The organism is Amycolatopsis mongoliensis (assembly GCF_030285665.1).
Lineage (GTDB): Bacteria > Actinomycetota > Actinomycetes > Mycobacteriales > Pseudonocardiaceae > Amycolatopsis > Amycolatopsis mongoliensis.
Genome location: NZ_CP127295.1, coordinates 8,970,262 through 8,988,864 on the forward strand (window position 1 = coordinate 8,970,262; position 18,603 = coordinate 8,988,864).

17 protein-coding genes are annotated in these 18,603 nt (G+C 71.5%); 8 read left to right on the forward strand and 9 right to left on the reverse strand.

Features of this window, described 5'->3' with window-relative positions:
• Positions 1-92 precede the first annotated feature (92 nt).
• Entirely contained in the window at positions 93-443 is a 351-nt protein-coding gene (locus QRX60_RS43055; RefSeq protein ID WP_285997228.1) for a TraR/DksA family transcriptional regulator, read from the reverse strand.
• A gap of 524 nt (positions 444-967) precedes the next feature.
• Here QRX60_RS43055 and QRX60_RS43060 point away from each other — a divergent pair.
• Together QRX60_RS43060 and QRX60_RS43065 are read left to right on the forward strand one after the other, a co-directional pair.
• Entirely contained in the window at positions 968-2,137 is a 1,170-nt protein-coding gene (locus tag QRX60_RS43060) for a pentapeptide repeat-containing protein (RefSeq protein ID WP_285997229.1), read from the forward strand.
• A gap of 118 nt (positions 2,138-2,255) precedes the next feature.
• The gene (locus QRX60_RS43065; protein WP_285997230.1) at positions 2,256-2,639 is read left to right on the forward strand and encodes a hypothetical protein; all 384 of its coding nucleotides are present in this window, start codon (positions 2,256-2,258) and stop codon (positions 2,637-2,639) included.
• Positions 2,640-2,700: 61 nt separating this feature from the next.
• Here QRX60_RS43065 and QRX60_RS43070 read toward each other — a convergent pair whose 3' ends face one another.
• Positions 2,701-2,967: a hypothetical protein gene (locus QRX60_RS43070; RefSeq protein ID WP_285997231.1), complete on the reverse strand. Its 267-nt coding sequence runs from the start codon at positions 2,965-2,967 to the stop codon at positions 2,701-2,703.
• A gap of 312 nt (positions 2,968-3,279) precedes the next feature.
• On the opposite strand from QRX60_RS43070, the gene QRX60_RS43075 reads away from it, so the two are divergent.
• The 3 genes from QRX60_RS43075 to QRX60_RS43085 all read left to right on the forward strand — a co-directional run bounded on the left by QRX60_RS43075 (position 3,280) and on the right by QRX60_RS43085 (position 5,844).
• Complete coding sequence (locus QRX60_RS43075) at positions 3,280-3,753, forward strand: hypothetical protein (RefSeq protein ID WP_285997232.1); 474 nt, start codon at positions 3,280-3,282, stop codon at positions 3,751-3,753.
• A 389-nt stretch (positions 3,754-4,142) separates the two neighbouring features.
• Positions 4,143-5,054: an ABC transporter ATP-binding protein gene (locus tag QRX60_RS43080; protein ID WP_285997233.1), complete on the forward strand. Its 912-nt coding sequence runs from the start codon at positions 4,143-4,145 to the stop codon at positions 5,052-5,054.
• On the forward strand, positions 5,044-5,844 hold the full coding sequence (locus QRX60_RS43085) for an ABC transporter permease subunit (RefSeq protein ID WP_285997234.1): 801 nt from the start codon (positions 5,044-5,046) through the stop codon (positions 5,842-5,844). Before QRX60_RS43080 ends, QRX60_RS43085 begins: the two co-directional genes overlap by 11 nt.
• Positions 5,845-5,874: 30 nt before the next feature.
• On the opposite strand, the gene QRX60_RS43090 is transcribed toward QRX60_RS43085, so the two are convergent.
• Positions 5,875-7,311, reverse strand: coding sequence for a hypothetical protein (locus QRX60_RS43090; RefSeq protein ID WP_285997235.1), 1,437 nt, complete (start codon positions 7,309-7,311; stop codon positions 5,875-5,877).
• A gap of 169 nt (positions 7,312-7,480) precedes the next feature.
• Here QRX60_RS43090 and QRX60_RS43095 point away from each other — a divergent pair, with 169 nt between their 5' ends.
• Positions 7,481-8,293 (forward strand): sigma 54 modulation/S30EA ribosomal C-terminal domain-containing protein, encoded by an 813-nt coding sequence (locus QRX60_RS43095; RefSeq protein WP_408630176.1) that lies wholly within the window; start codon positions 7,481-7,483, stop codon positions 8,291-8,293.
• A 65-nt stretch (positions 8,294-8,358) separates the two neighbouring features.
• On the opposite strand, the gene QRX60_RS43100 is transcribed toward QRX60_RS43095, so the two are convergent.
• Positions 8,359-9,258: a universal stress protein gene (locus tag QRX60_RS43100; protein WP_285997237.1), complete on the reverse strand. Its 900-nt coding sequence runs from the start codon at positions 9,256-9,258 to the stop codon at positions 8,359-8,361.
• A gap of 444 nt (positions 9,259-9,702) precedes the next feature.
• Between QRX60_RS43100 and QRX60_RS43105 the strand changes: the two genes are divergently transcribed.
• On the forward strand, positions 9,703-10,917 hold the full coding sequence (locus QRX60_RS43105; RefSeq protein ID WP_285997238.1) for an FAD-dependent oxidoreductase: 1,215 nt from the start codon (positions 9,703-9,705) through the stop codon (positions 10,915-10,917).
• Between the two features lie 144 nt (positions 10,918-11,061).
• On the opposite strand, the gene QRX60_RS43110 is transcribed toward QRX60_RS43105, so the two are convergent.
• The 4 genes from QRX60_RS43110 to QRX60_RS43125 are packed head-to-tail and all read right to left on the reverse strand — an operon-like array spanning position 11,062 to position 14,741.
• Positions 11,062-12,204, reverse strand: coding sequence for an NAD(P)/FAD-dependent oxidoreductase (locus QRX60_RS43110; RefSeq protein ID WP_285997239.1), 1,143 nt, complete (start codon positions 12,202-12,204; stop codon positions 11,062-11,064).
• A 16-nt stretch (positions 12,205-12,220) separates the two neighbouring features.
• Positions 12,221-12,985 (reverse strand): amino acid ABC transporter ATP-binding protein, encoded by a 765-nt coding sequence (locus tag QRX60_RS43115; RefSeq protein ID WP_285997240.1) that lies wholly within the window; start codon positions 12,983-12,985, stop codon positions 12,221-12,223.
• Entirely contained in the window at positions 12,982-13,842 is an 861-nt protein-coding gene (locus QRX60_RS43120) for an amino acid ABC transporter permease (protein WP_285997241.1), read from the reverse strand. Before QRX60_RS43120 ends, QRX60_RS43115 begins: the two co-directional genes overlap by 4 nt.
• Before the next feature lie 2 nt (positions 13,843-13,844).
• Complete coding sequence (locus tag QRX60_RS43125) at positions 13,845-14,741, reverse strand: transporter substrate-binding domain-containing protein (RefSeq protein ID WP_285997242.1); 897 nt, start codon at positions 14,739-14,741, stop codon at positions 13,845-13,847.
• A gap of 71 nt (positions 14,742-14,812) precedes the next feature.
• On the opposite strand from QRX60_RS43125, the gene QRX60_RS43130 reads away from it, so the two are divergent.
• Positions 14,813-15,751: a MurR/RpiR family transcriptional regulator gene (locus QRX60_RS43130; RefSeq protein WP_285997243.1), complete on the forward strand. Its 939-nt coding sequence runs from the start codon at positions 14,813-14,815 to the stop codon at positions 15,749-15,751.
• Between the two features lie 526 nt (positions 15,752-16,277).
• On the opposite strand, the gene QRX60_RS43135 is transcribed toward QRX60_RS43130, so the two are convergent.
• The gene (locus QRX60_RS43135) at positions 16,278-18,440 is read right to left on the reverse strand and encodes a DUF6351 family protein (protein WP_285997244.1); all 2,163 of its coding nucleotides are present in this window, start codon (positions 18,438-18,440) and stop codon (positions 16,278-16,280) included.
• Between the last annotated feature and the right edge of the window lie 163 nt (positions 18,441-18,603).

The window sequence follows — 18,603 nt, forward strand, 5'->3', positions numbered from 1 at the left end:
TCAGCCGAGGGACTGTCTACAACCATCCTCGCGGGGAAACAAGAAACGGCGTCGATCCTGTCCGGTGACGCCGAAGAAGACACTCGATCAGCTCAGCGCACCTTCTTCGCGCAGGCGATGCAGATCCGCGTCGCCGGGAGGGCGGCCAGCCGCTCTTCGGCGATGGGACCGCCACAGCGTTCGCAGGTTTCCCAGACACCGGCACGCACCCGCTCGGCGGCGCGGTCGAGGTTCACGAGGTCGTCCTGGGCCTGGCGCAGGAGCGCCTGGACCTGCGCCCGTTCGAAGGCGATCGTGACGCCTTCCGGGTCGTGCTCGTCGTCGTTGCTGGTGAACTCCGAGGCCTCGACGATCCCGTCCCGCTGCCGCGCGAGCGAGGCGGCCAGCCGCGCAGTCTCGGCGCGGGCCCGCTCGATCAGCTCGATCGCGGCGCGCTCATCCATGGGTGCGATCCCGTCTCGACGGCAGCCTGCGCCAGGCCGGCGCAGGGGACGAAGAGCCGAAAGTCCCCACCACGGCCCTCCGATCGGAGGGCGTACGGCCCTCGCGAGCAACGACTTCCGTCCCTGGGACGGATCCGCCCGACATGGCAGCCTTGCTTGCGCAGCCAGGAAAAGGAGCAGGAGCGTCAGCCGCGCGAGCGGTTCTCGGGCTGAAGAGTTCCGAGCTGATAGTCCCAGATAGTTCCCCGTGCCGTCCCCGGCCGGCACGGCGTGCTGCGGCACAGGCTAGGCGGGCGAACGGACGCTGAGCGGGCAGTAGCAGGCCCGTCCGAGCTCTTGTCGGGGGAACGTGGACGGACGTGAGAGCGCAGCGGAGGACGGGGATGTCACCATCGCGGTCCTTCGTGAACCGATCCGTCCATCCACGTTCGGCTCCCGCCGAGGCAGCGGTCCCGCCGCCGGCCGGCCCACCGGTCGCAGGCGAACCTCCGGCGAAGCGGACCGACTCGCTGTTCTGGGTCGTCATGGCCGCCTACCTCGTGACCGTTGTCGCCGGCCTGGTCGCCTCCGCGTGGGTGATCCTCCGGGGCAACAATACCGCTCTGGCCGCACTCACCCCGTTGATCGTCGCAATCGGCGGGCTGGCCGCCGGCATGTACCAGCTGAACACCCAGCGAGCGGCCCGGGCCGACGAGCAGGTCAAGGAACGTCAGGAGCGGGCGACCCGGGAGAAGGCCGCAGTCCGGGAGAAGGAGCAGGAACGCATCCGCCGGTTCGACACCCGGTTCGCGGAGGTCGTGACCGCGGCGAAGGCACGCGATGCCGGCTCGCGGGCCGGCGCGGCGGCCGAACTCATCTCGTTCCTGCGCGAACCGAACGCGCCCCATTTCCGAGAGCAGACCTATCGGTTCGCCTTGTCCTACCTGCAGCTGTGCGGGCCGGAAGAGCCGGCCGTGACGCACGCTTTCGTCCAGGTCTTCCAGCTCGCGGCCCGGCAGTTGCTGCTCGAGCCGGACCGGTTGGCGGTGGACTTCGCGTGGGCGCACCTGCCCAAGGTCGACCTCTCCGACCTCGAACTGGCCGAAGCGGACCTCACCGACACCGAGCTCGGCCGCGCCGATCTCACCGGATGCTGCCTGTGGCGGGCCAGGGGCGAGCGCACCGTGCTCGAAGGCGCTTCGTTGAGGCGCGCCAACCTCGACGAGGTGGTCCTCGTCGGCGGCCTCAGGGCCAGGGGAGCCGACTTCAGCTTCGCCAACCTCACCGCGGCGCGCTTCGCCTCGCGCGGCGGTTCCGCCGGAGCAGATCTGCGAGACGCTTCGTTCACCGGCGCCAGGCTGCAGGGTGCCATCCTCAACCGAGCCGATCTGCGCTCCGCCCGTTTCGAAGGCGCGAATCTCAAGGGCACGAGTTTCTTCGGGATCAGGCTCGCCGGCAAGCCAACCGAAGCCGGCCGAGGCCCGCTCCTCGACGAAGCCACCTGCTACTCGATCTTGCGGTCCCACAACTGGCGGGAGGCGTTCTGGGAGCCGGACGTCTTCGCCGCGCTGAGGGCACTGCAGGAAAACACGAGAAGAGCGCACCGGCTCCGGACGAGCAAGCGCAAGCCATCGGACCTGCCGGCCGCCCACTACCGCCGGCACCCCTACCCCCACCACCGCAACCACCCCAGCCGCAGCCGCATCGTGAGCTGACCGACGGGTCGACGAGGAAGAGCATGAGTGAAACGTCAGAACGCCGGCGCGGCCCCACCGCGAGCGACCTTCGACGGCCCCGCTTCGCGGGCTTCCCACCGGGCAGGTGATTCCCGCCATGTACCCGCGATCCGACCGTGAGACCGACGAACTGGACCGGCTCGTCACCACCGGTTCACTGTTCCAGGACCGGATACAACAGGCAGAAGCCGCACTCGACCAAGCCGGAAAGCTCGTCCGGCAGCTCCAGCAGGACCTGCGGAACCGAGCCGACCAACTGGCCAAGGCAAAAGCCGAAGCCAAGTACCACGAGGCACGCAAACCCTATGAAGATCCCCAAGAGGACATCCGCGTCGCCACGATTCCGGGCAAGTTCGAAGACCAGGCGAAGACGAGTACCCGCCAATGGCTGTGGGGACTCGTCCTCGCTTTCGTCATCAGCCTCATCGTGAATTGGATCAGCTCACCCGCGCTCCACTGGATCACCGCCGTACTCCCCTGACTTCGAGGGGTGCCGCTGGCCGCCGACCCATGGTGAGGCCGCACTCAGTGCCGGCTCCCCTTCAGCACAGGCAGGTGGGGTCGTCGGCGCAGGGGTGCGCGGCGACCAGGACCGGATCGGCCGCGGGGTGTTCCCGCCGGTGGCCGGCGGCACAGACGTTGCAGCGCAGGGTGCGACCGGCAGGCTCACCGGGGACCAGGCCGGCCGGGTGGCCGGGGGTGTGGCTGATCCAGGCGTGCTGGAGACAGACGGCCGCGCCGCAGTCGTGGCACACCACCACCGCCGGGGTGTCCTTCTGGTTCAGGACCAGGCATTGCAGGCAGTTCATGAGGAAACCCCTTTCTCCTCGTGGGTGGTCGTGCGGCGGGAGGCCCGAGCCGGAACCGGAGCCGGCGGGTGGTCGATGGTCATCCGGCCTCCTTCCCGCGAGCAGGCGCGGCCGCTCAGTACCCGGCCATAACCGACAATGCGCCCAGCCCAGGGGGCACACCATGGTCGTTGGTCCTGTCGCGTGCGTCTTTGGTCTCCAACGGATCCGGGCGGAAGAGCCGAAAGTCCTCGGAAGCCGTTCCGCGCGAAGGCCTTCGATCCCTGTGCCGGGCACTGCCGCGGGAGGATCCTCCTGCTCGGAGGTATGCGCATGGCGGGTACGGAACGGGTGCTCAGGTACGTTGCGTTCGGCGTGCTGATGGCGTTCGCCGCGTTCGGCGCGCTGTTCATCGTCGGCGAGACCATGCTCGACCCGGGCGGAGCGCCGGGCGTCCTGCTCACACTGTCGTGGTCGGTCCCCATGGCCGTCCTGACGTTCTGCGCGGCCCGGTGGCCGCGAGCGGCGGCCGGGGTGCTCACGGTCGTCGCGGTGGCGGTGGCGCTGTTCGTCGTGGCGGATGCGCTGTTCGGCTTCAGGGCCGGCCCCGCCGCCTTCATCGCCGGGTTCGCGGTCGCCGTGCCGCTCGGTGTTCTCGGCCTGCGCCGGCCGGTGCGCGCGGGATGGCTGCTGCTGGCCGTGGGCACGCTGCTGACAGCGTCCGGCGCCGTCACCGTGGGCATTCCGGTGCTGGTCGGCGGCGGGATTTTCCTGCTCGCGGCCGCATCGGGGAGACCTCGAGGGTGACAGTGCGAGTCTCGGTCGCCGACGTGCCGGCGTTCCGGCCGGCCGCCAGCACCTGACCGAACAGCCCGCCGGGGTCGGCCGCGCAGGCGTTGGACGCCCGGGGCGAAGGCCTCACGCCCGCCCGGATGCACCGCGCCGACGACCTCGACGCGCTGCGCTCGGCCCCCACCCCCGCGCGGGCTGCGCCTGCTGCCCCGCACGCCCCTGTACTCAGGCACGCGACCGCGAGACCCTCGTCGCCCAGCAGTTCCACCCCGCACTTCGGCGGCGGCAGGCCGCCCGCCGAGGAGGAAACCGGGGACGTAGGTCACCCGAACCGAGGACCTCCGCCCTCGCGTGCGGGCCGCAGTCCTCTACGGGATCGGCGTCCGCCCGGACATCCTGGGCCGATGGCTGGCGAACCGGCGATCCAGGTTGAAGGTCTCACCAAGGCATACGGGCGGACCACGGCTCTGCGCGAAGTGAGTTTCGCCCTCGATCCGGGCGAGGTGTTCGGCTACCTGGGCCCCAACGGGGCCGGGAAGACGACCACGCTGCGCCTGTTGATGGGCATGATCCGCCCCACCTCCGGAGCCGCGCGGGTGCTCGGCATGGACTCGTGGCGGGAGGCGGTGGCGGTGCACCGGGTCGTCGGCTACGTGCCGGGTGAGACGAGGCTGTACGACCGCCTGACCGGCCGCCAGCACGTGGCCTACTTCGGGCACCTCCGCGGCGACCCGGGCGAGAAACGGGCGACCGTACTGGCCGGCCGGCTCGACCTCGACCTGGACCGGCCCACGCGGTCGCTGTCGAAGGGCAACCGGCAGAAGCTGGCCGTGGTGCTGGCCCTGATGTCGGAGCCCCGCGTCCTGATCCTCGACGAACCGAGCGGTGGCCTGGATCCCCTGGTGCAACACGAGTTCCACGCCCTGCTGCGCGAACACACGACCACGGGTGGCAGCGTGCTGTTCTCCTCGCACGTGCTCGCCGAGGTGCAGCGGGTGGCCGACCGGATCGGGGTGCTGCGCGCCGGTCGCCTGGTCACGGTGGACCGCGTCGACGACCTGCGGGCGAAATCGCTGCACCACATCCGCGCCCGGTTCGCCGAAGACGTCCCGGCGACCACGTTCGCCGCGGTGCCGGACGTGCGCGACGTCGCGGTCGCCGGCCGCGTACTCACCTGCAGTGCGCCCGAACTCGCCCTCGACGCGCTCGTCAAGGAGATCGCCCGGCACCGGCTGCTGGACTTCGAGTGCGTCGAGGCCGACCTCGAAGAGACGTTCCTGACCTACTACGGATCCGGTGCCGACGATGCTGCGTGACATCCTGCTCAAGACGCTGCACGACCAGCGACGCGGCCTGCTCGCGTGGTCGGTGAGCCTGCTCCTGCTCGTGGCCATGTACGTGGCACTCTGGCCCAGCATCCGCGACCAGCCGACCATGGGCCAGTTCCTGCAGAACATGCCCGAAGCCATGCGCGCGCTGTTCGCCGCGTCCGGCGCGGACATGTCCACGCCGACCGGCTACGTGCAGGTCGAACTGCTCTCGTTCATGGGGCCGATGCTGTTGCTGATCTACGCGATCACCACGGGCGCGGCGGGCATCGCGGGCGAGGAGGACCGGCACACCCTCGAACTGCTCATGGCGAACCCGGTCAGCCGGACCCGGGTCGTGCTGGAGAAGTTCGGCGCTCTCGTCGTGGGCACGCTGCTGCTCGCCCTGGTCGCCGGGCTGGCCCTGGTGCTCGAAGGCCGTCTCGCTGGGCTCACGCTGCCCGCCGGCAACGTCGCGGCCGCGATGCTCCACATGGCGTTGCTGGCCCTCGTCTTCGGCGCGCTCGCCGCCGCGATCGGCGGCCTGACCGGGCACGGCGGCGCCAGCCGCGCGATCCCGGCGGTGGTCGCCGTCGTCGCGTACGTGCTCAACGGCCTGGCTCCGGTGGTGTCCTGGCTGGAACCCGCCCGGAAGATCTCCCCGTTCTTCCAGTACATCGGGCACGACCCGCTCCGGAACGGCGTCTCCGCGCCCGCGGTCCTGGTCGCCCTGCTCACCACCGTCGTGCTCGCCGCCGTGGCCGTCGTGGGGTTCCGCCGCCGCGACCTGGCCGCGTGAGCGGCCTTGGGTGAGCCACCGGGTCCCCGCTCAGCCGGTGTCGCCCAGGTAGGTGATCTCCTGGATCCGGTCCTGGTAGCCGCCCGGGCCGGGCGCGAGGTGGACCAGCCAGACCAGCACGGCCGCACTCGCCGGACCGGGTGGCACCGGGATCCTGGTCGTGCCCGATGCCAGCGTCGCGGTCGCCAGCGGGACGGTATCGGCAAGGGCGGCCGGTGCCGAGGCTGCGACGCGGATCTCCACCACCGATCCGGCGCTGGGTGAGGAGACGTCCACCTCGCGCACCCGCAGCGGACGCCCGAAGCCGGCCAGCAGCCCGACCCCCGGGGCGAACTTCGGGAACTGCTCCCGGTACTGGTCGGTGGGCCACGCGGTCGCCGGATCACCGTCGACGGCCAGCCCGGCCTCGCGCGGGTGGTCGGGGCTTCCGGTCACGCTGTACACGGTCACGCTGTCGGGCCGGACCGGCGCGGGAGCGGCCGGCGTCGTCGAAGACGGGGCCGGCGGTGGGGCGGGACGCGGCCGGACCGCCGTCGGCGCCGGCGAAGACGCGGGCTCCGGGGCTCCGGCCGGGGCACGGTCGAACAGCCCGCTCACCTGCGTCACCCCACCGGCGACGAGCACCACGACCGCGATGGCCAGGATCGTGGTGAGCATCGAGTACCGGGTGCGGTGACCGGCGCGCACGGGCCGGGTCGGGTCGGCAGACCGGGCCGGCACGCGGCGGGCAGCGGGCGGTTCGGCGCCGAGAGCACCGGACTCGAAGTCCGCCATCGCCTCCAGCAGCGGCGTGGCCGTGTGGATCTCGCCCAGCCCGGGGCAGCCGAGGCTCAACTGCACCGCGAGCCGCAACGGCTCCGGAACGGCGTCGGGCAGGCATTCGGCCGCGCCGGGAGCCGGCCACTGGCCGACGATCAGCGAGTACAGCAGCGCGCCCAGGCCGAAGACGTCCTCCCGCTGCGTCGCGGTCGGCGCCGGCCCGGGGAAGGCCAGCACCAGCGCGCCGTCCGGCCCGACCTTGGTCCGTTGTGGACAGTCGATTCCGGCGAGCAGGCCGCGGTGGTGGAGGTGGTCGACCGCGGTGGCCAACGGGAGCAGCATCCGGCAGGCCCGCTCGGGCGGGACCGGAGCGCGTCGCACGGCCTCGAGCACCTCCGGGCCGGGCGTCCACGCGGCGACGACCAGGCCCACCGCCCCGCCGCCGGGCTCCTCGTCCGGACCGAGAACGTCGAGTACGGGTGCCACGGCCGGTTCCGCGGCCGCCGCGGTCAGCCGGGCGTGCTCCAGCACGCGTGCACCTTCGCCGAAGGGGTGGCCGTCGGGGCCGGCGGTGAGCACGGTGACCGCGACGTCCCGCGCGTCCGCTGCGTCGTGGGCCAACCAGAACTCGGCACCGGCACGGGTGGCACCACACCGGCTCGACAGGTGGTAGCGACCGTCGGCGAGAGAGGTACCCGTGACCAGCATCTCCCCAGTGCACCCGGGCCACGGAGCTTCCCACAAGAGCACAAAGTCTTCGGTGGCAACGCTTGTGCCCTGCACAGGGCGGAAGTGCCGCGCACAGGTGTCCTTCGGCCCTTTCAGCCGACCTGGGATCCGTCGTACCCAGGAGGTACGACGGATCCCCACCGAAAGGATGGCAGCAGTGACTCCTCCCCGGACCTCCAGCGCCGTCACCGTCGAAGTGAGCACCGACGGACGCGAACTGTCCCACGCACCCGACTACGCCCGCCGCAAGATCGGCGCCCTGCTCCACCTCGCCCACGGTCCCGTGCTCTCCGCGCACGTCCGGCTGACCCGCCACCCCGATCCCGCCGTGCCCTACCCGGTCACAGCGCACGCCGACATCGACGTCGACGGCCGGCTCGTGCACGCCCACGCCGACGGGGAAAACTCCACCGAAGCGATCGACCGGCTCGAGGACCGGCTGGCACACCGGCTGGAACGCGCGGCCGAACACTGGGAAGCCCGCCGTGGCCGCATGCCCGCCACCGAACCGCACGAGTGGCGGCACCAGTCCGAACCCGCCCGCCACGACAGCTGGTACCCGCGACCGGAAGCAGACCGCGAAACCATCCCCCACTTCTCGTACACCCCGCACCCCTGCACCGTCGACGAAGCCGCCGTCGACCTCGGCCGGCTCGGTCACGAATTCCAGCTGTTCACCGAAGCCGGCACCGGCCGCGACGCCGTCCTCTACCGCGCCGGCGCCACCGGATTCCGGCTGGCCCTGCTCACCCCGCCCGCGGCAGGCGAACTGGCCCGGTTCCGGCTCCCCCTGACGATCAGCGCACAGCCGGCACCGCTGCTGTCCACCGCCGAGGCGATCGTCCGGCTCAACGACCTCGGACTGCCGTTCCTGTTCCACACCGACGCCGAACACGGCCGCGGCGCCGTGCTCTACCACCGCTACGACGGCCACTACGGGCTCATCGTCCCCGCGGAATGACAGCGGCCGAGCCGGGTCGCCGGGCTCGGCCGCGCCGCGCTCCGCCCGCTCTCTTCAGGCGGGCTTCACGGCCGGGCCGGGGGGACGACGGCGACAGGGCAGGTCGCATGGTGGATCAGCGCCTGGCTGGTCGAGCCCAGCAGCAGGCCGCGGAAGCCGCCCCGGCCGCGAGATCCGACCACGACGAGCTGGGCCGTGTGCGCGTGGCCCAGCAAGGTGCGCGCGGGCCCGTCGGTGGCGATCTCCAGCTGGACCGGCACATCGGGATACCGGCCCCGGAACGGAGTGAGCCGCTCCTCCAGCAACCGCAACTGCTCGTCCCGGACCTGTCCCCAGTTCGTCGCCAGCGAGGACTCCCAGGCGATGGCGATGGCCTGGTCCATCCAGGTGTGCACGGCCAGCAGCGGGACACCGCGGGTGGCGGCGGCCTGGAACGCGAACGGGATTGCCGCCGCGCCGGCCGGGGACTCGTCCACGCCGACCACCACCGGGCCGTCCTGCGGCGCTCCGGTCGCAGCATCGGCCTCGCGGACGACCACGACCGGGCAGTGCCCGTGGGAAGCCACCGCCACCGCGACCGAGCCGACCAGCAGGCCGCTGAACCCACCCAGGCCGCGTGAGCCGAGCACCAGCAGTTCCGCCGAGGTCGACCGGCCGATCAGGTGCTCGGCGGCCCAGCCGTTGGTCAGTTCCGTGCTGACCCGGACCTCCGGTGCGGCCTCCTTGGCCGCGTCCCGGGCCGCGGCGAGCCAGGCCCGCCCTTCCTCCACCAGCACGTACTTGTAGGCGCCCAGCGCCCCCGCGAACGGCACGGCCACCGGGACCAGGGCACACACGTGCACGACCACCAGGGGCAGGTCACGCCGGACGGCTTCGCGCGCGGCCCAGCACACCGCCTGGGTGGCCGAGGTGGAGCCGTCCACGCCCACCACGACCGGCCGGGTCACCGTCACCTCTGTCGTCACATCCCACCCCCGCGGTCGCCGGGGTGGTCCACGGCGACGAGTCGGCTCCTCGCGTGGCCGTCGTGCCCGCGATCAGGCGTCACCCTGCCCGGTTCGGTCCCCGGCCGACGAGAGCCGTCCTGCTCATGCGGAGAGGACTTAGTTCCCCTCGGGGGCTCAACGATCTCGGTGACCGCGGGCGCCGAGCCCAAGTCGATTCTCGGCACCACCAGGCGCGGCCGGCCCTGACCAGAACTCAGCGGGCTTGTCAACGGGCGCACCAAGAGTGGACGCTCACAGTGCGTTCCGGACAGGTCCGCGGCTACGGTGGAACCGCACACGAAACTGCATCCCGGTTGGTAGTCCGGGTCGCTGGCCGGCGAAGTTCCCCGGTCGCGCAACATCCTTGCCTGACGGGTGAGGCCCCGGTGTGTTCCGAGTAAGCGACTATGCACTGGGAGCACTGTGTCCGAGATCCGTATCGTCATCGCCGGCGCCGGGCTGGCCGGCCTGACGCTGGCCCACTACCTGCACCGCCACGGCATTCAGGTGACCGTCTACGAGCGCGACAACGGCCTGTCGGCGCGCGAGGCCGGGTACCGGGTGCACATCAATTCGACCGGAACCTCCGCCCTGCACGCCGCACTGGAACCGCGGTCGTGGGAGTTGTTCCTGGCGACCTGCGGCATGCCCGACGACGACATGCTGCTCTTCGACGAACAGCTCACCCCGCGCCCGCCACGCGACAAGGCCGCGTCCAAGGGCACCGGGGCGCCCGCCGAGATCCCCGAACACCTCGCGGTGTGCCGTTCGACCCTGCGCCGGATCCTCTTCCTCGGCCTCGAAGACGTCGTGCACTTCGGTGCCAAGGTCACCGGCTACCGGAGCAACCCCGACTCGACGGTCACCGCGCTGCTGGAGGACGGCGGCACGGCCGAGGCCGACCTCCTCGTAGCGGCCGACGGCATCAATTCCGCCGTGCGAGCCCAACGGCTGCCGCAGGTCCGGGTCGCCGACCTCGGTGCCCGATCGATCGCCGCCAAGATCCCCCTCACCGCGGAGACCAAGGCGAAGCTCCCGGCGCAGCTGTACAACGCGTTCTCCATGGCCTACGACGGCGACTTCACCGGGCTCACCCTCGGCCCCCTGGACCGCACCGACCCGCACTCGCCCCTGATCACCCGGCAGGACCCCGAGTTCCGGCAGGAGGCCCGGGAGAACTACGCGCTGAGCATCTTCAACTCGACGGTCGAGCACATGCTCCCGGACGCAGAGCTGTTCGGCGCCGGACCGGACGAGCTGAAAGCCTACGTGCTGCGGCGGCTGGCCACCTGGCATCCCGCGCTGGTGGGGATCGTCCGGCTCTGGGACACCGCGACCGTGCAAGCCCTCGCCGTCCGCAGCTGTGTGCCGGTCGCCACTTGGGAACCGTCGGCCGTGACCGTCATGGGCGACGCCATCCACGCGATGAGCCCGGCGCTGGGCATCGGTGCCAACACGGCACTGCGAGACGCACACGTTCTCGGCAGCCGGCTGCTGGCCGCGGCCCACGGCGACACGACTCTGCTCGGCGGCACCGCCGCCTACGAGGAATCGATGCGCGAGTACGCCTACCGGGCGCTGCGGAAGTCGGCGTTCGTCGGGCAGCAGGTGATCGGCCACCTCCCGCTGCCCGAGTAGCCCGAGCGGTGGTCCAGGGCACCTGCCCTGGACCACCTCGCTCCCCCAGGTGGGTGGCCGCACGCCCCCGCCCGCCGGACGGCCGCAGTGCGGGACAGCGGGTTCCCCGCCGCGGAACCCGCCCCACGAGGTCGTTCGGCGGGCTCAGCTCACGCCCAGCCGGTCGAAGGTGAAGGGCCGCAGCGCTTCCGGGCGCTCTCCGTCGAGGGCCCAGTCCGCCAGCGCCTCGCCGACCGCCGGGGCCAGTGCGAAGCCGTGGCCGCTCCAGCCGGTGCCGGCGAACACCGAGCGGTGTCCGGGCACGGTGTCGATGACCGGGATCAGGTCGATGGTGCTGGTGTCGGCGCGGCTGTTGTCGACGGCGAGCACCTCGGCGCCACCCAGCGCCGGGATGGTGGCGGCCACGTCGGCCAGGCTGGCCCGCAGGACCGCCGGATCGGGCGTGCCGACGCCTCTCGCCGCGTCCCAGCCGCCCGGCCGTCCGCCGGACAGCATCACCTGGCCCTCGTCGGTCAGCTTCACCGACAGCGCGCGCCGGGTGTGACCGACCTGGTGGTTCAGGGCGAAACCCGGTGGTGGCGCGACGAACGTGACCTGAGTGGCCTTCTCCCACACGGGCAGGCTCAGGCCGAACGAGTCCGCGAGCAACCGCGGCACCGCCCGGTTGGCCGCGAGGACCACCCCGCGGGTGGCGCGCAGTTCGTCGCCCTCGGCCAGGCGCAGCGTGACCGAGCCGTCGGGATGCGGGACGAGCCCGGTCGCCGCGGTGTGCTCGAGGACGCGTGCGCCCAGCTCGCCGGCGGCCTTGGCGAACGCCCTCGTCGTCGCCGGGTGGTCGCCTGTGCCGTCTTCGGGGGTGAACAGCGCGACCCGGATGTCGCCGGCGAGGCCCGGCTGCATTTCGTCCAGCCGCTCGCGGTCGACGACCGAGCACGGGATGCCCGCCGCCTGCTGCGCTTGCGCCCGGGCGGGCACGCTCTGCCAGCCGGAAACCCCGGCGACCTCGACGTCGTAGACGCTGAGGAGGCCGTTGCGCCGGTAGCCGGTCGGCGCCCCGAGCGCCGAGTCCAGCTCCGGCCAGAGCTCCATCGCGCGCCGCGCCAGCGGCAGTTCCCTCAGGTCCCGGCCGCCGGCGCGGACCCCCCGGCGGCCCGGGCCGCCCGACGCGCCGGACGCGAGCTCGCCCGCTTCCAGCAGAACGGCTTCAGCGCCGCGGCGGGCGAGGTTCCACGCGGTGGCGGTGCCCACGACACCACCCCCGATGACGGCGTACTCGACGGATTGCACGTGCGATTCCTCCCTTTCAGCCGACCCGCTCGAGGAAGCGGCGAGTGCGGTCCTCGCGCGGGGCGTCGAGGACCTGGTCCGCCGGCCCCCGTTCGACGATCCGGCCCTGGTCCATGAAGACGATCGTGTCCGCGACCTGCCGGGCGAACCCCATTTCGTGCGTGACGATGACCATGGTCATGTCGTCCTCGGCCAGGTCGCGCAGGACGTCGAGGACCTCGCCGACCAGCTCGGGGTCCAGTGCGCTGGTGGGTTCGTCGAACAGCATGAGCTTCGGGTTCATGCACAGGGCGCGCGCGATGGCGACGCGCTGCTGCTGTCCGCCGGACAGCTGCGCCGGGTAGCTCGCGTGCTTGTCGGACAAACCCACTTTCGCCAGCAGCTCTTCGGCGCGCTCGAGGGCCTCGCGCCGCGGCACACCCAGCACGCGGACCGGCGCTTCGATCAGGTTCTGCAGCACCGTGAAGTGCGAGAACAGGTTGAACTGCTGGAACACCATCCCGATGTTCCGGCGCGCCCGGCGGGCCTGGCGCGGCGTCGCCTCCTGCAGGTCGGCGCCGGACCACCGGTAGCCGACCAGGCCGCCGTCCACGAGGATCGAGCCCGCCTGGATCTTCTCCAGGTTGTTGATGCAGCGCAGCAGCGTGCTCTTCCCGGAGCCCGAAGGCCCGATCAGGCAGACGACCTCGCCGGGCCGGACGACCAGGTCGACGTCGCGCAGGACGTGCAGGGCGCCGTACAGCTTGTGCACGCTCCGGATCTCCACCGCGGGTGTGGTCACTGGCTCGCCTCCCCGCGGTTGAAGTGCCGTTCGATGCGTCGCTGGGCGACGGTGAGCAGAGCGGTGATGGCGAGGTACCAGAACGTCACGACCAGCAGCAGCGGGATCGTCTCGTAGGTGCGCGCGTAGATGATCTGCGCGCTGTAGACGAGTTCGGGCATCGCGATCACGCTGACGATCGACGTCGTCTTCACGACGTTGACGAACTGGTTGGTCAGCGGCGGGACGATGGCGCGCATCGCCTGCGGCAGGATGATCCGGCGCAGCGCCAGTGCACCGGGCATCCCCAGCGCCTCGGCCGCTTCGCGCTGACCGCGGCCCACCGAGATGAGCCCGGCGCGGAAGATCTCCGCGCAGTACGCCGCCTCGTGCAGCGTCAGCCCGATGATCGCGGCACCGGCCACCGTGATGACGGTGTTGGTGTCCACCGCGAACAGGTCGGGTCCGGACGGGATGCCGAGGGAGAGCTTCGGGTACAGCGCGGCCAGGTTGTAGAGCAGGAGCAGCAGCACGAGCAACGGCGTCGCGCGGAAGACCCAGACGTACGCGCCCGCTGCCGTCGTCAGCACCTTGTTGGCGGACTGGCGCATCATGGCCAGGACAACCCCGAGGACGATCGACAGCGCCATCGAAATCACGGCCAGCTCGACGGTGTGCCCCAGCCCGAGCAGGATCGAGGGGCTGAAGAGGTAGTGCCCGAACGCGGGCCAGGAGAAGTTCTCGTTCGTGAAGGCGGACGCGAGGAGCAGCGCGACGACCACCGCCGCGACCGCGCCGGCGACCCACGTGCCGTACCTCCTCCGGCCGATGATCCGGGCCGGCAGCCGCGTTTCGGTGCCGTGGTCGAGGGAAACCATGCTCAGGACCGTCCTTTCAGGATCTCCGTGGTGTCGAGGTGGTTCTCCTGGAGGCCCCACTTGCCCAGGATCGTGCGGTAGGTGCCGTCGGCCATCAGGCGGCGCACGGCTTCGTGGACGGCGCCGGTCAGCGGCGAGTCCCGCTTGAGCCCCAAGGCCACGATCGCCCGCTTGTACCGCCCGGCCAGCCGGAACAGGCCGGGCGACCGGCTCGCGACGTACTGCGTCAGCGAGATCGAGAAGTACAGGACGTCGATGCGGCTGCTGCGCAGGGCCAGCACCGCCGCGTTGCCGTTGGGGAACAGGCTGAGCCGCCAGGCGGGCCTGCCGGCCTTGGCGCACGTGCCGGCCGCCTGGTCCAGCTGTCCCTGCTGGACAGACCCGACCACGACGCCGACCGCGCGGCCGCACAGGTCCGCGTAGGTGGTCACCGCGAAGTTCGTGCTGCGGCTCGCGAGGAAGCCCTGTCCACCGTTGTAGTAGGTGACGAAGTCGGCTTTCTTCCGGCGCTCGTCGGTCGGGCTGAGCGAGGCGAGCACGAGGTCGTAGCGCCCGGCCGCGAGCCCGGGCACGACCGCGTCGATGTTGGTGGGAACCGGGTCGGTGCCGACGCAGAACACGTCGGCGATGGCCTGGCTCATGTCGCGGTCGAAGCCGACGATCGTCGCGTCGTCCTCGGCGTAGTAGGCCATCGGCGGCGTGTCCGGCACCATCGCGACCTGGAACGCACCGTGCTGGCGGACGGGCGCGGGCAGGGCCGCGGCCATCGCCGGGTCGCAGCGGCCGTGGGGCCGGGTCACCAGCGCCGGGTCGGCGGCACCCGCCGAACCCAGCCCACAGCCGGTCAAGATCAAGATCGGGACCAGCGCCGCCGCGAGCAACCGGGGTGTCCGTGGCATGTCACTACCTCCGCCCATCAGGGTGATGTAGTGTGTACTTCATGAATTCGAGAATGTCTAGTGGTCACTAGATGGAACCCACGCTCACGAAACGCATCGCCCAGGTCCGCGACCAGCTGAGCGCCGGCGGGATCCGGGTGGTCGACTTCTTCGCGCGCCACCCCGCCGAAGCGTCGGTCTTCTCGGCGCAGGAGATCGCCCGGCGCGCGGAGGTCAGCGACGCGACGGTCATCCGGACGGTCAAGCAGCTGGGCTTCAGCGGCCTCGGCGAGCTGCGCCGCGCGGCCGCCGCGGTGCTCAACCCGGTCCGCGACCCGGAGCAGACCCTCGCCGAGCACCTGACCCGCTCCGACGACGGCGGCCAGCTCCTGGCCAAGATCAGCCTGGACGCGGCCGAGCTCGTCCGGGCACTCCCCCGGTCGGTCCCCCCGGAGACTTTCGAAACGGCGGCCGCCACCCTCGCCGGGGCGGCGAGCACGCTGGCCGTCGGCTACGGATCGGCGCTGCCGGTGGCCGATTCGCTGGCGCTGGGGCTGCGCCGCATCGGCCGGATCGCGACGGTGACCGGCCTGACCGGCTACAACTTCGCCGACGAACTCGGCCAGCTGCGGCCGGACTCCGCACTGGTGCTGGTCGCACCGCTGCGCCACGTGCGCGAACACGACGTGGCGATCAGCGAAGCCCTCCGGATCGGCTGCCCGATCGTGGTGCTCACCGAGATGCTGGCCAGCCACTTCGCGGACCGGGTGGACACGATTCTCGTGACGCCGTCCACGGAGAACTCGCTGCCCAGCGGCCTGGTGTGCCAGCTCCTCCTGGTGGACGCGCTGCTCCTGGCGGTTTCGGCCGCCGACCCGGCCCGGGCCCTGGACGGCTGGAAGGCCACGAACCGGCTGCGGACGGAACTCGTCGAAGGAAGTCTCGACGTCCCGCTGACCCCGTCGATCGCGGCGAAGTTCTCATTGCCGGGCAACGGATTCGACTCCCGGGGACCGGATCGGTCGCCCTGACCGGAATCGACCGCGTTTCCGATGTCGGCGAGCAGACCGTCGAAATCGAAAGTCCCGAGTGCATCCGGACTCAACCCGTCTTCGGCGACCCTCCCGGCGAGCGCGGCGTAGACCGCCTCACGAGTCGGCTCACCCACCAGCACCTTCGCCAGGTCCTCAGCCCAGTCGTCGTACTCGGTGGGAGCGGACCGGCGATCCTCACCGACCCGTAGACATCCCATCTCCACAGGTAGTCCCCGGCGACGCGCTGCAGCAGCTTCCACCGTTCGAGCTGGTCCTCCATCGGCGAGCCATCCGCCTTTCTGCTCTGGCCCAGCTGACCGGATCGACAGGACGTGACAAATGGCCACGCCCGGAGCGAAAGCCTGACAGGCAACGGCGAGCCCCGCGAACGGACGGCCGATCCCCTCACCCGGGCGTACCTGACGGTGACGGGGCTCGCCTGAACCCACGCCGTGCTATCGGCTGCCGAACCGTTCGCTCCGCCACGCGGCGATCTCACCACGGCGGAGGGCTCGCGAGTCCGTCACCGCGGCTTCGTCGGCGGGGTGGTCCCGGTCCGTTCGTCACCGTAGCTCAGCCAGGTGCCGATCGGGGCGTGCTGCCCGACGCCCGGACGGCTGTAGTCGCACACACCGCCGGGGAACGCCGCCCGCAGCTTCTTCGCCTCGGCTGCGGTGAAGGCGACCGGGTAGTCCCGGAAGTCCAGCGGCTTCAGCCGGCACTTCAGCACATCGAGGGCCAGGTTCTCCCCCGCGACCATCCGGGTGTTGGCCGCCACCGGGTACAGCGCGCCGCACTGGCCACTCGCCGGGTACGTCAGCTTCTCCGTGATCCGCGACCCGGCGGAGAGGTAGCACCCGTCGCCGAGGTCGGGCGGCCGGTTCGCCAGCACCTTCTGCTGGAGACTCCGGTGTGAACCGTCGGCGTCGATCGCGGTGAGCCAGCGGTCCATCGCGTCGAGCTCGTAGCCGCCGGCGGCCGCCGCTTCGGCCGCGGTGGCGTGGTTTTCGATGATGACCTGGTTGCCCGCGGTGCCGTTGGCCCGCAGAAGCCGTTGCCGCATCACATAAGACCACTCGGTGGTGTGGATGTCGTTGCCGAACCCGGCGAGGTCGAGATCGGTCCGCTGGTCGATGATCGGCGTTTCGCGCAGGCCCTGCGACGCCGAATTCACGATGTCGTCGGCGTAGACCGTGCTGAGCGCCTTCGGATCGGCCGCGATCCGCTGCGCCACCGGCTTTCCGGTGTGGTCGAGGCCGCCGATCGCGGCATTGAGGTCGGCGAACTGCGCCGCGGTGATCGTCCCGGCCTTCAGCGCGGCCAAGCCGTACTGCACGCCGGTGGTGTCCAGTGGGCTGCGCACGAACCCGGTCTTCGGGTCCCGCCCGATCTGGTTGGCCAGCTGCTCGGTGGAGTTGCACTTCACCCCGCGCGGGTTGGTGACCGGATCCCACCGGGCCGAGACCGGGATGGCCGCGGTGCAGCTGCCGGTCGCGGTGGCGCGGTTGGCGAACGTCTGCTCCCAGGAAACGCAGGTGTCGTAGCTGGCGAAGCCCGCGACGGCCTGCTTCTGCGCCGCGGTGAACGACGCGCCCGGCCCGGCGAAGTACTGGTTCAGCAGGCGGCAGTCCGACACCGGGCCGCCCACGCTCAGCGGGTCCGGGAACGAGACGCCGGGGACGATGCCGTCGACGATGCCGGGGTAGTTCTCGGCGATGTCGTACTGCTGGATCGCGCCGCCGGAGCCACCCCAGCCGATGGTGTGGGCGACCGGGCCGTAGGTCTCGACGAAGTGCTCCTTGACCATCATCGCCGCTTCGGCCGAGATGATCGGGCTGCAGTTGGTGTCGAGCACGTTCAGGCTCGACGACGCGACCGCGTAGCCCCGGGCCAGGAACAGGTCGTTGACGACCCCGCCGGTCGAGGCGCCCTGGTGGTAGCCCGCGTTGCAGCCGCCCCCGAAGGTGTAGACCAGCTTCCCGTTCCAGCTGTGGTCCGGCGCGACGGGCGACGGCGCGCCGGCGTAGAGCGCCGCCATCTCGTAGACGGCGCGGTCGATCGTGCCGCGCTCGACGCGGACCACGTACGGCACGGCGTGCCCGTTGACCGTGGCCGTCGCGAGGTCCGCGGGCCGGGTCGCCGGGTCCGCCAGCGGCGCGAACGCTCCGGAGGTGGTCCGGTACTGGTAGCTCACTTGCGTCGGCGCGCTGCAGAACGGCTGGGACGCCGCGGGCAGACCGAAGGCCTGGGTCTCGCAGTAGAACGGGAGCTGCTGCGAGCCGGAGAAGACGGGCCCGGTGATCGGGTGGTTGGTGACGCGCAGGTTCGCCCGCTGGTCCGGGCCGTGCCCGCTCGTCCTGGCGCTCACGTCGTTGGCGCCGTCACGCAGGCCGGTCACCAGGCCGAGCAGGCTGCCGTCCGGCTGGGCGCGGAAGTTCGCGGTGACGTCGTGCCCGTTGGTGCTGACGGTGACCCGCCCGGCGTGCGTTCGCTCCGGTGGGACGACCCTGACCAGGACCTGTCCCCCGCTGACGAGCGCGGGCCGCGGGTTCGACACCGTCTCGATCGTCAGCTGCCGCCCTTGTGGGACGTCGGGAGCGGCCACCGCGGTCGCGGTCCCCGTCAGGAGGGCGGGTGCGGTCAGGACCGCCACCACGACGGATGAGCGCCAAGTACGGTTCGCCACCGGCCACTCCGCTCGCTTGTGGCATCGCGTCGTCGCGACACCGGGCAGCTGCCGGTATAGCACCTGCGACCCGCCCGGAACAACATCCGGTTCCGGGCCGTATCCGTTGCGGAAGAACCAAAACGTCCGGTTCGGCCGGCGAGAACGGCACCCCCGGCGCGGA

What these genes read in the sequence shown, in the direction of transcription:
- QRX60_RS43055 (WP_285997228.1), bottom strand. Translation starts at nt 443, where the DNA reads ATGGATGAGCGCGCCGCGATCGAGCTGATCGAGCGGGCCCGCGCCGAG.
- QRX60_RS43060 (WP_285997229.1), top strand. Translation starts at nt 968, where the DNA reads ATGGCCGCCTACCTCGTGACCGTTGTCGCCGGCCTGGTCGCCTCCGCG.
- QRX60_RS43065 (WP_285997230.1), top strand. Translation starts at nt 2,256, where the DNA reads ATGTACCCGCGATCCGACCGTGAGACCGACGAACTGGACCGGCTCGTC.
- QRX60_RS43070 (WP_285997231.1), bottom strand. Translation starts at nt 2,967, where the DNA reads ATGAACTGCCTGCAATGCCTGGTCCTGAACCAGAAGGACACCCCGGCG.
- QRX60_RS43075 (WP_285997232.1), top strand. Translation starts at nt 3,280, where the DNA reads ATGGCGGGTACGGAACGGGTGCTCAGGTACGTTGCGTTCGGCGTGCTG.
- QRX60_RS43080 (WP_285997233.1), top strand. Translation starts at nt 4,143, where the DNA reads ATGGCTGGCGAACCGGCGATCCAGGTTGAAGGTCTCACCAAGGCATAC.
- QRX60_RS43085 (WP_285997234.1), top strand. Translation starts at nt 5,044, where the DNA reads ATGCTGCGTGACATCCTGCTCAAGACGCTGCACGACCAGCGACGCGGC.
- QRX60_RS43090 (WP_285997235.1), bottom strand. Translation starts at nt 7,311, where the DNA reads ATGCTGGTCACGGGTACCTCTCTCGCCGACGGTCGCTACCACCTGTCG.
- QRX60_RS43095 (WP_408630176.1), top strand. Translation starts at nt 7,481, where the DNA reads ATGGCAGCAGTGACTCCTCCCCGGACCTCCAGCGCCGTCACCGTCGAA.
- QRX60_RS43120 (WP_285997241.1), bottom strand. Translation starts at nt 13,842, where the DNA reads ATGGTTTCCCTCGACCACGGCACCGAAACGCGGCTGCCGGCCCGGATC.
- QRX60_RS43125 (WP_285997242.1), bottom strand. Translation starts at nt 14,741, where the DNA reads ATGCCACGGACACCCCGGTTGCTCGCGGCGGCGCTGGTCCCGATCTTG.
- QRX60_RS43130 (WP_285997243.1), top strand. Translation starts at nt 14,813, where the DNA reads ATGGAACCCACGCTCACGAAACGCATCGCCCAGGTCCGCGACCAGCTG.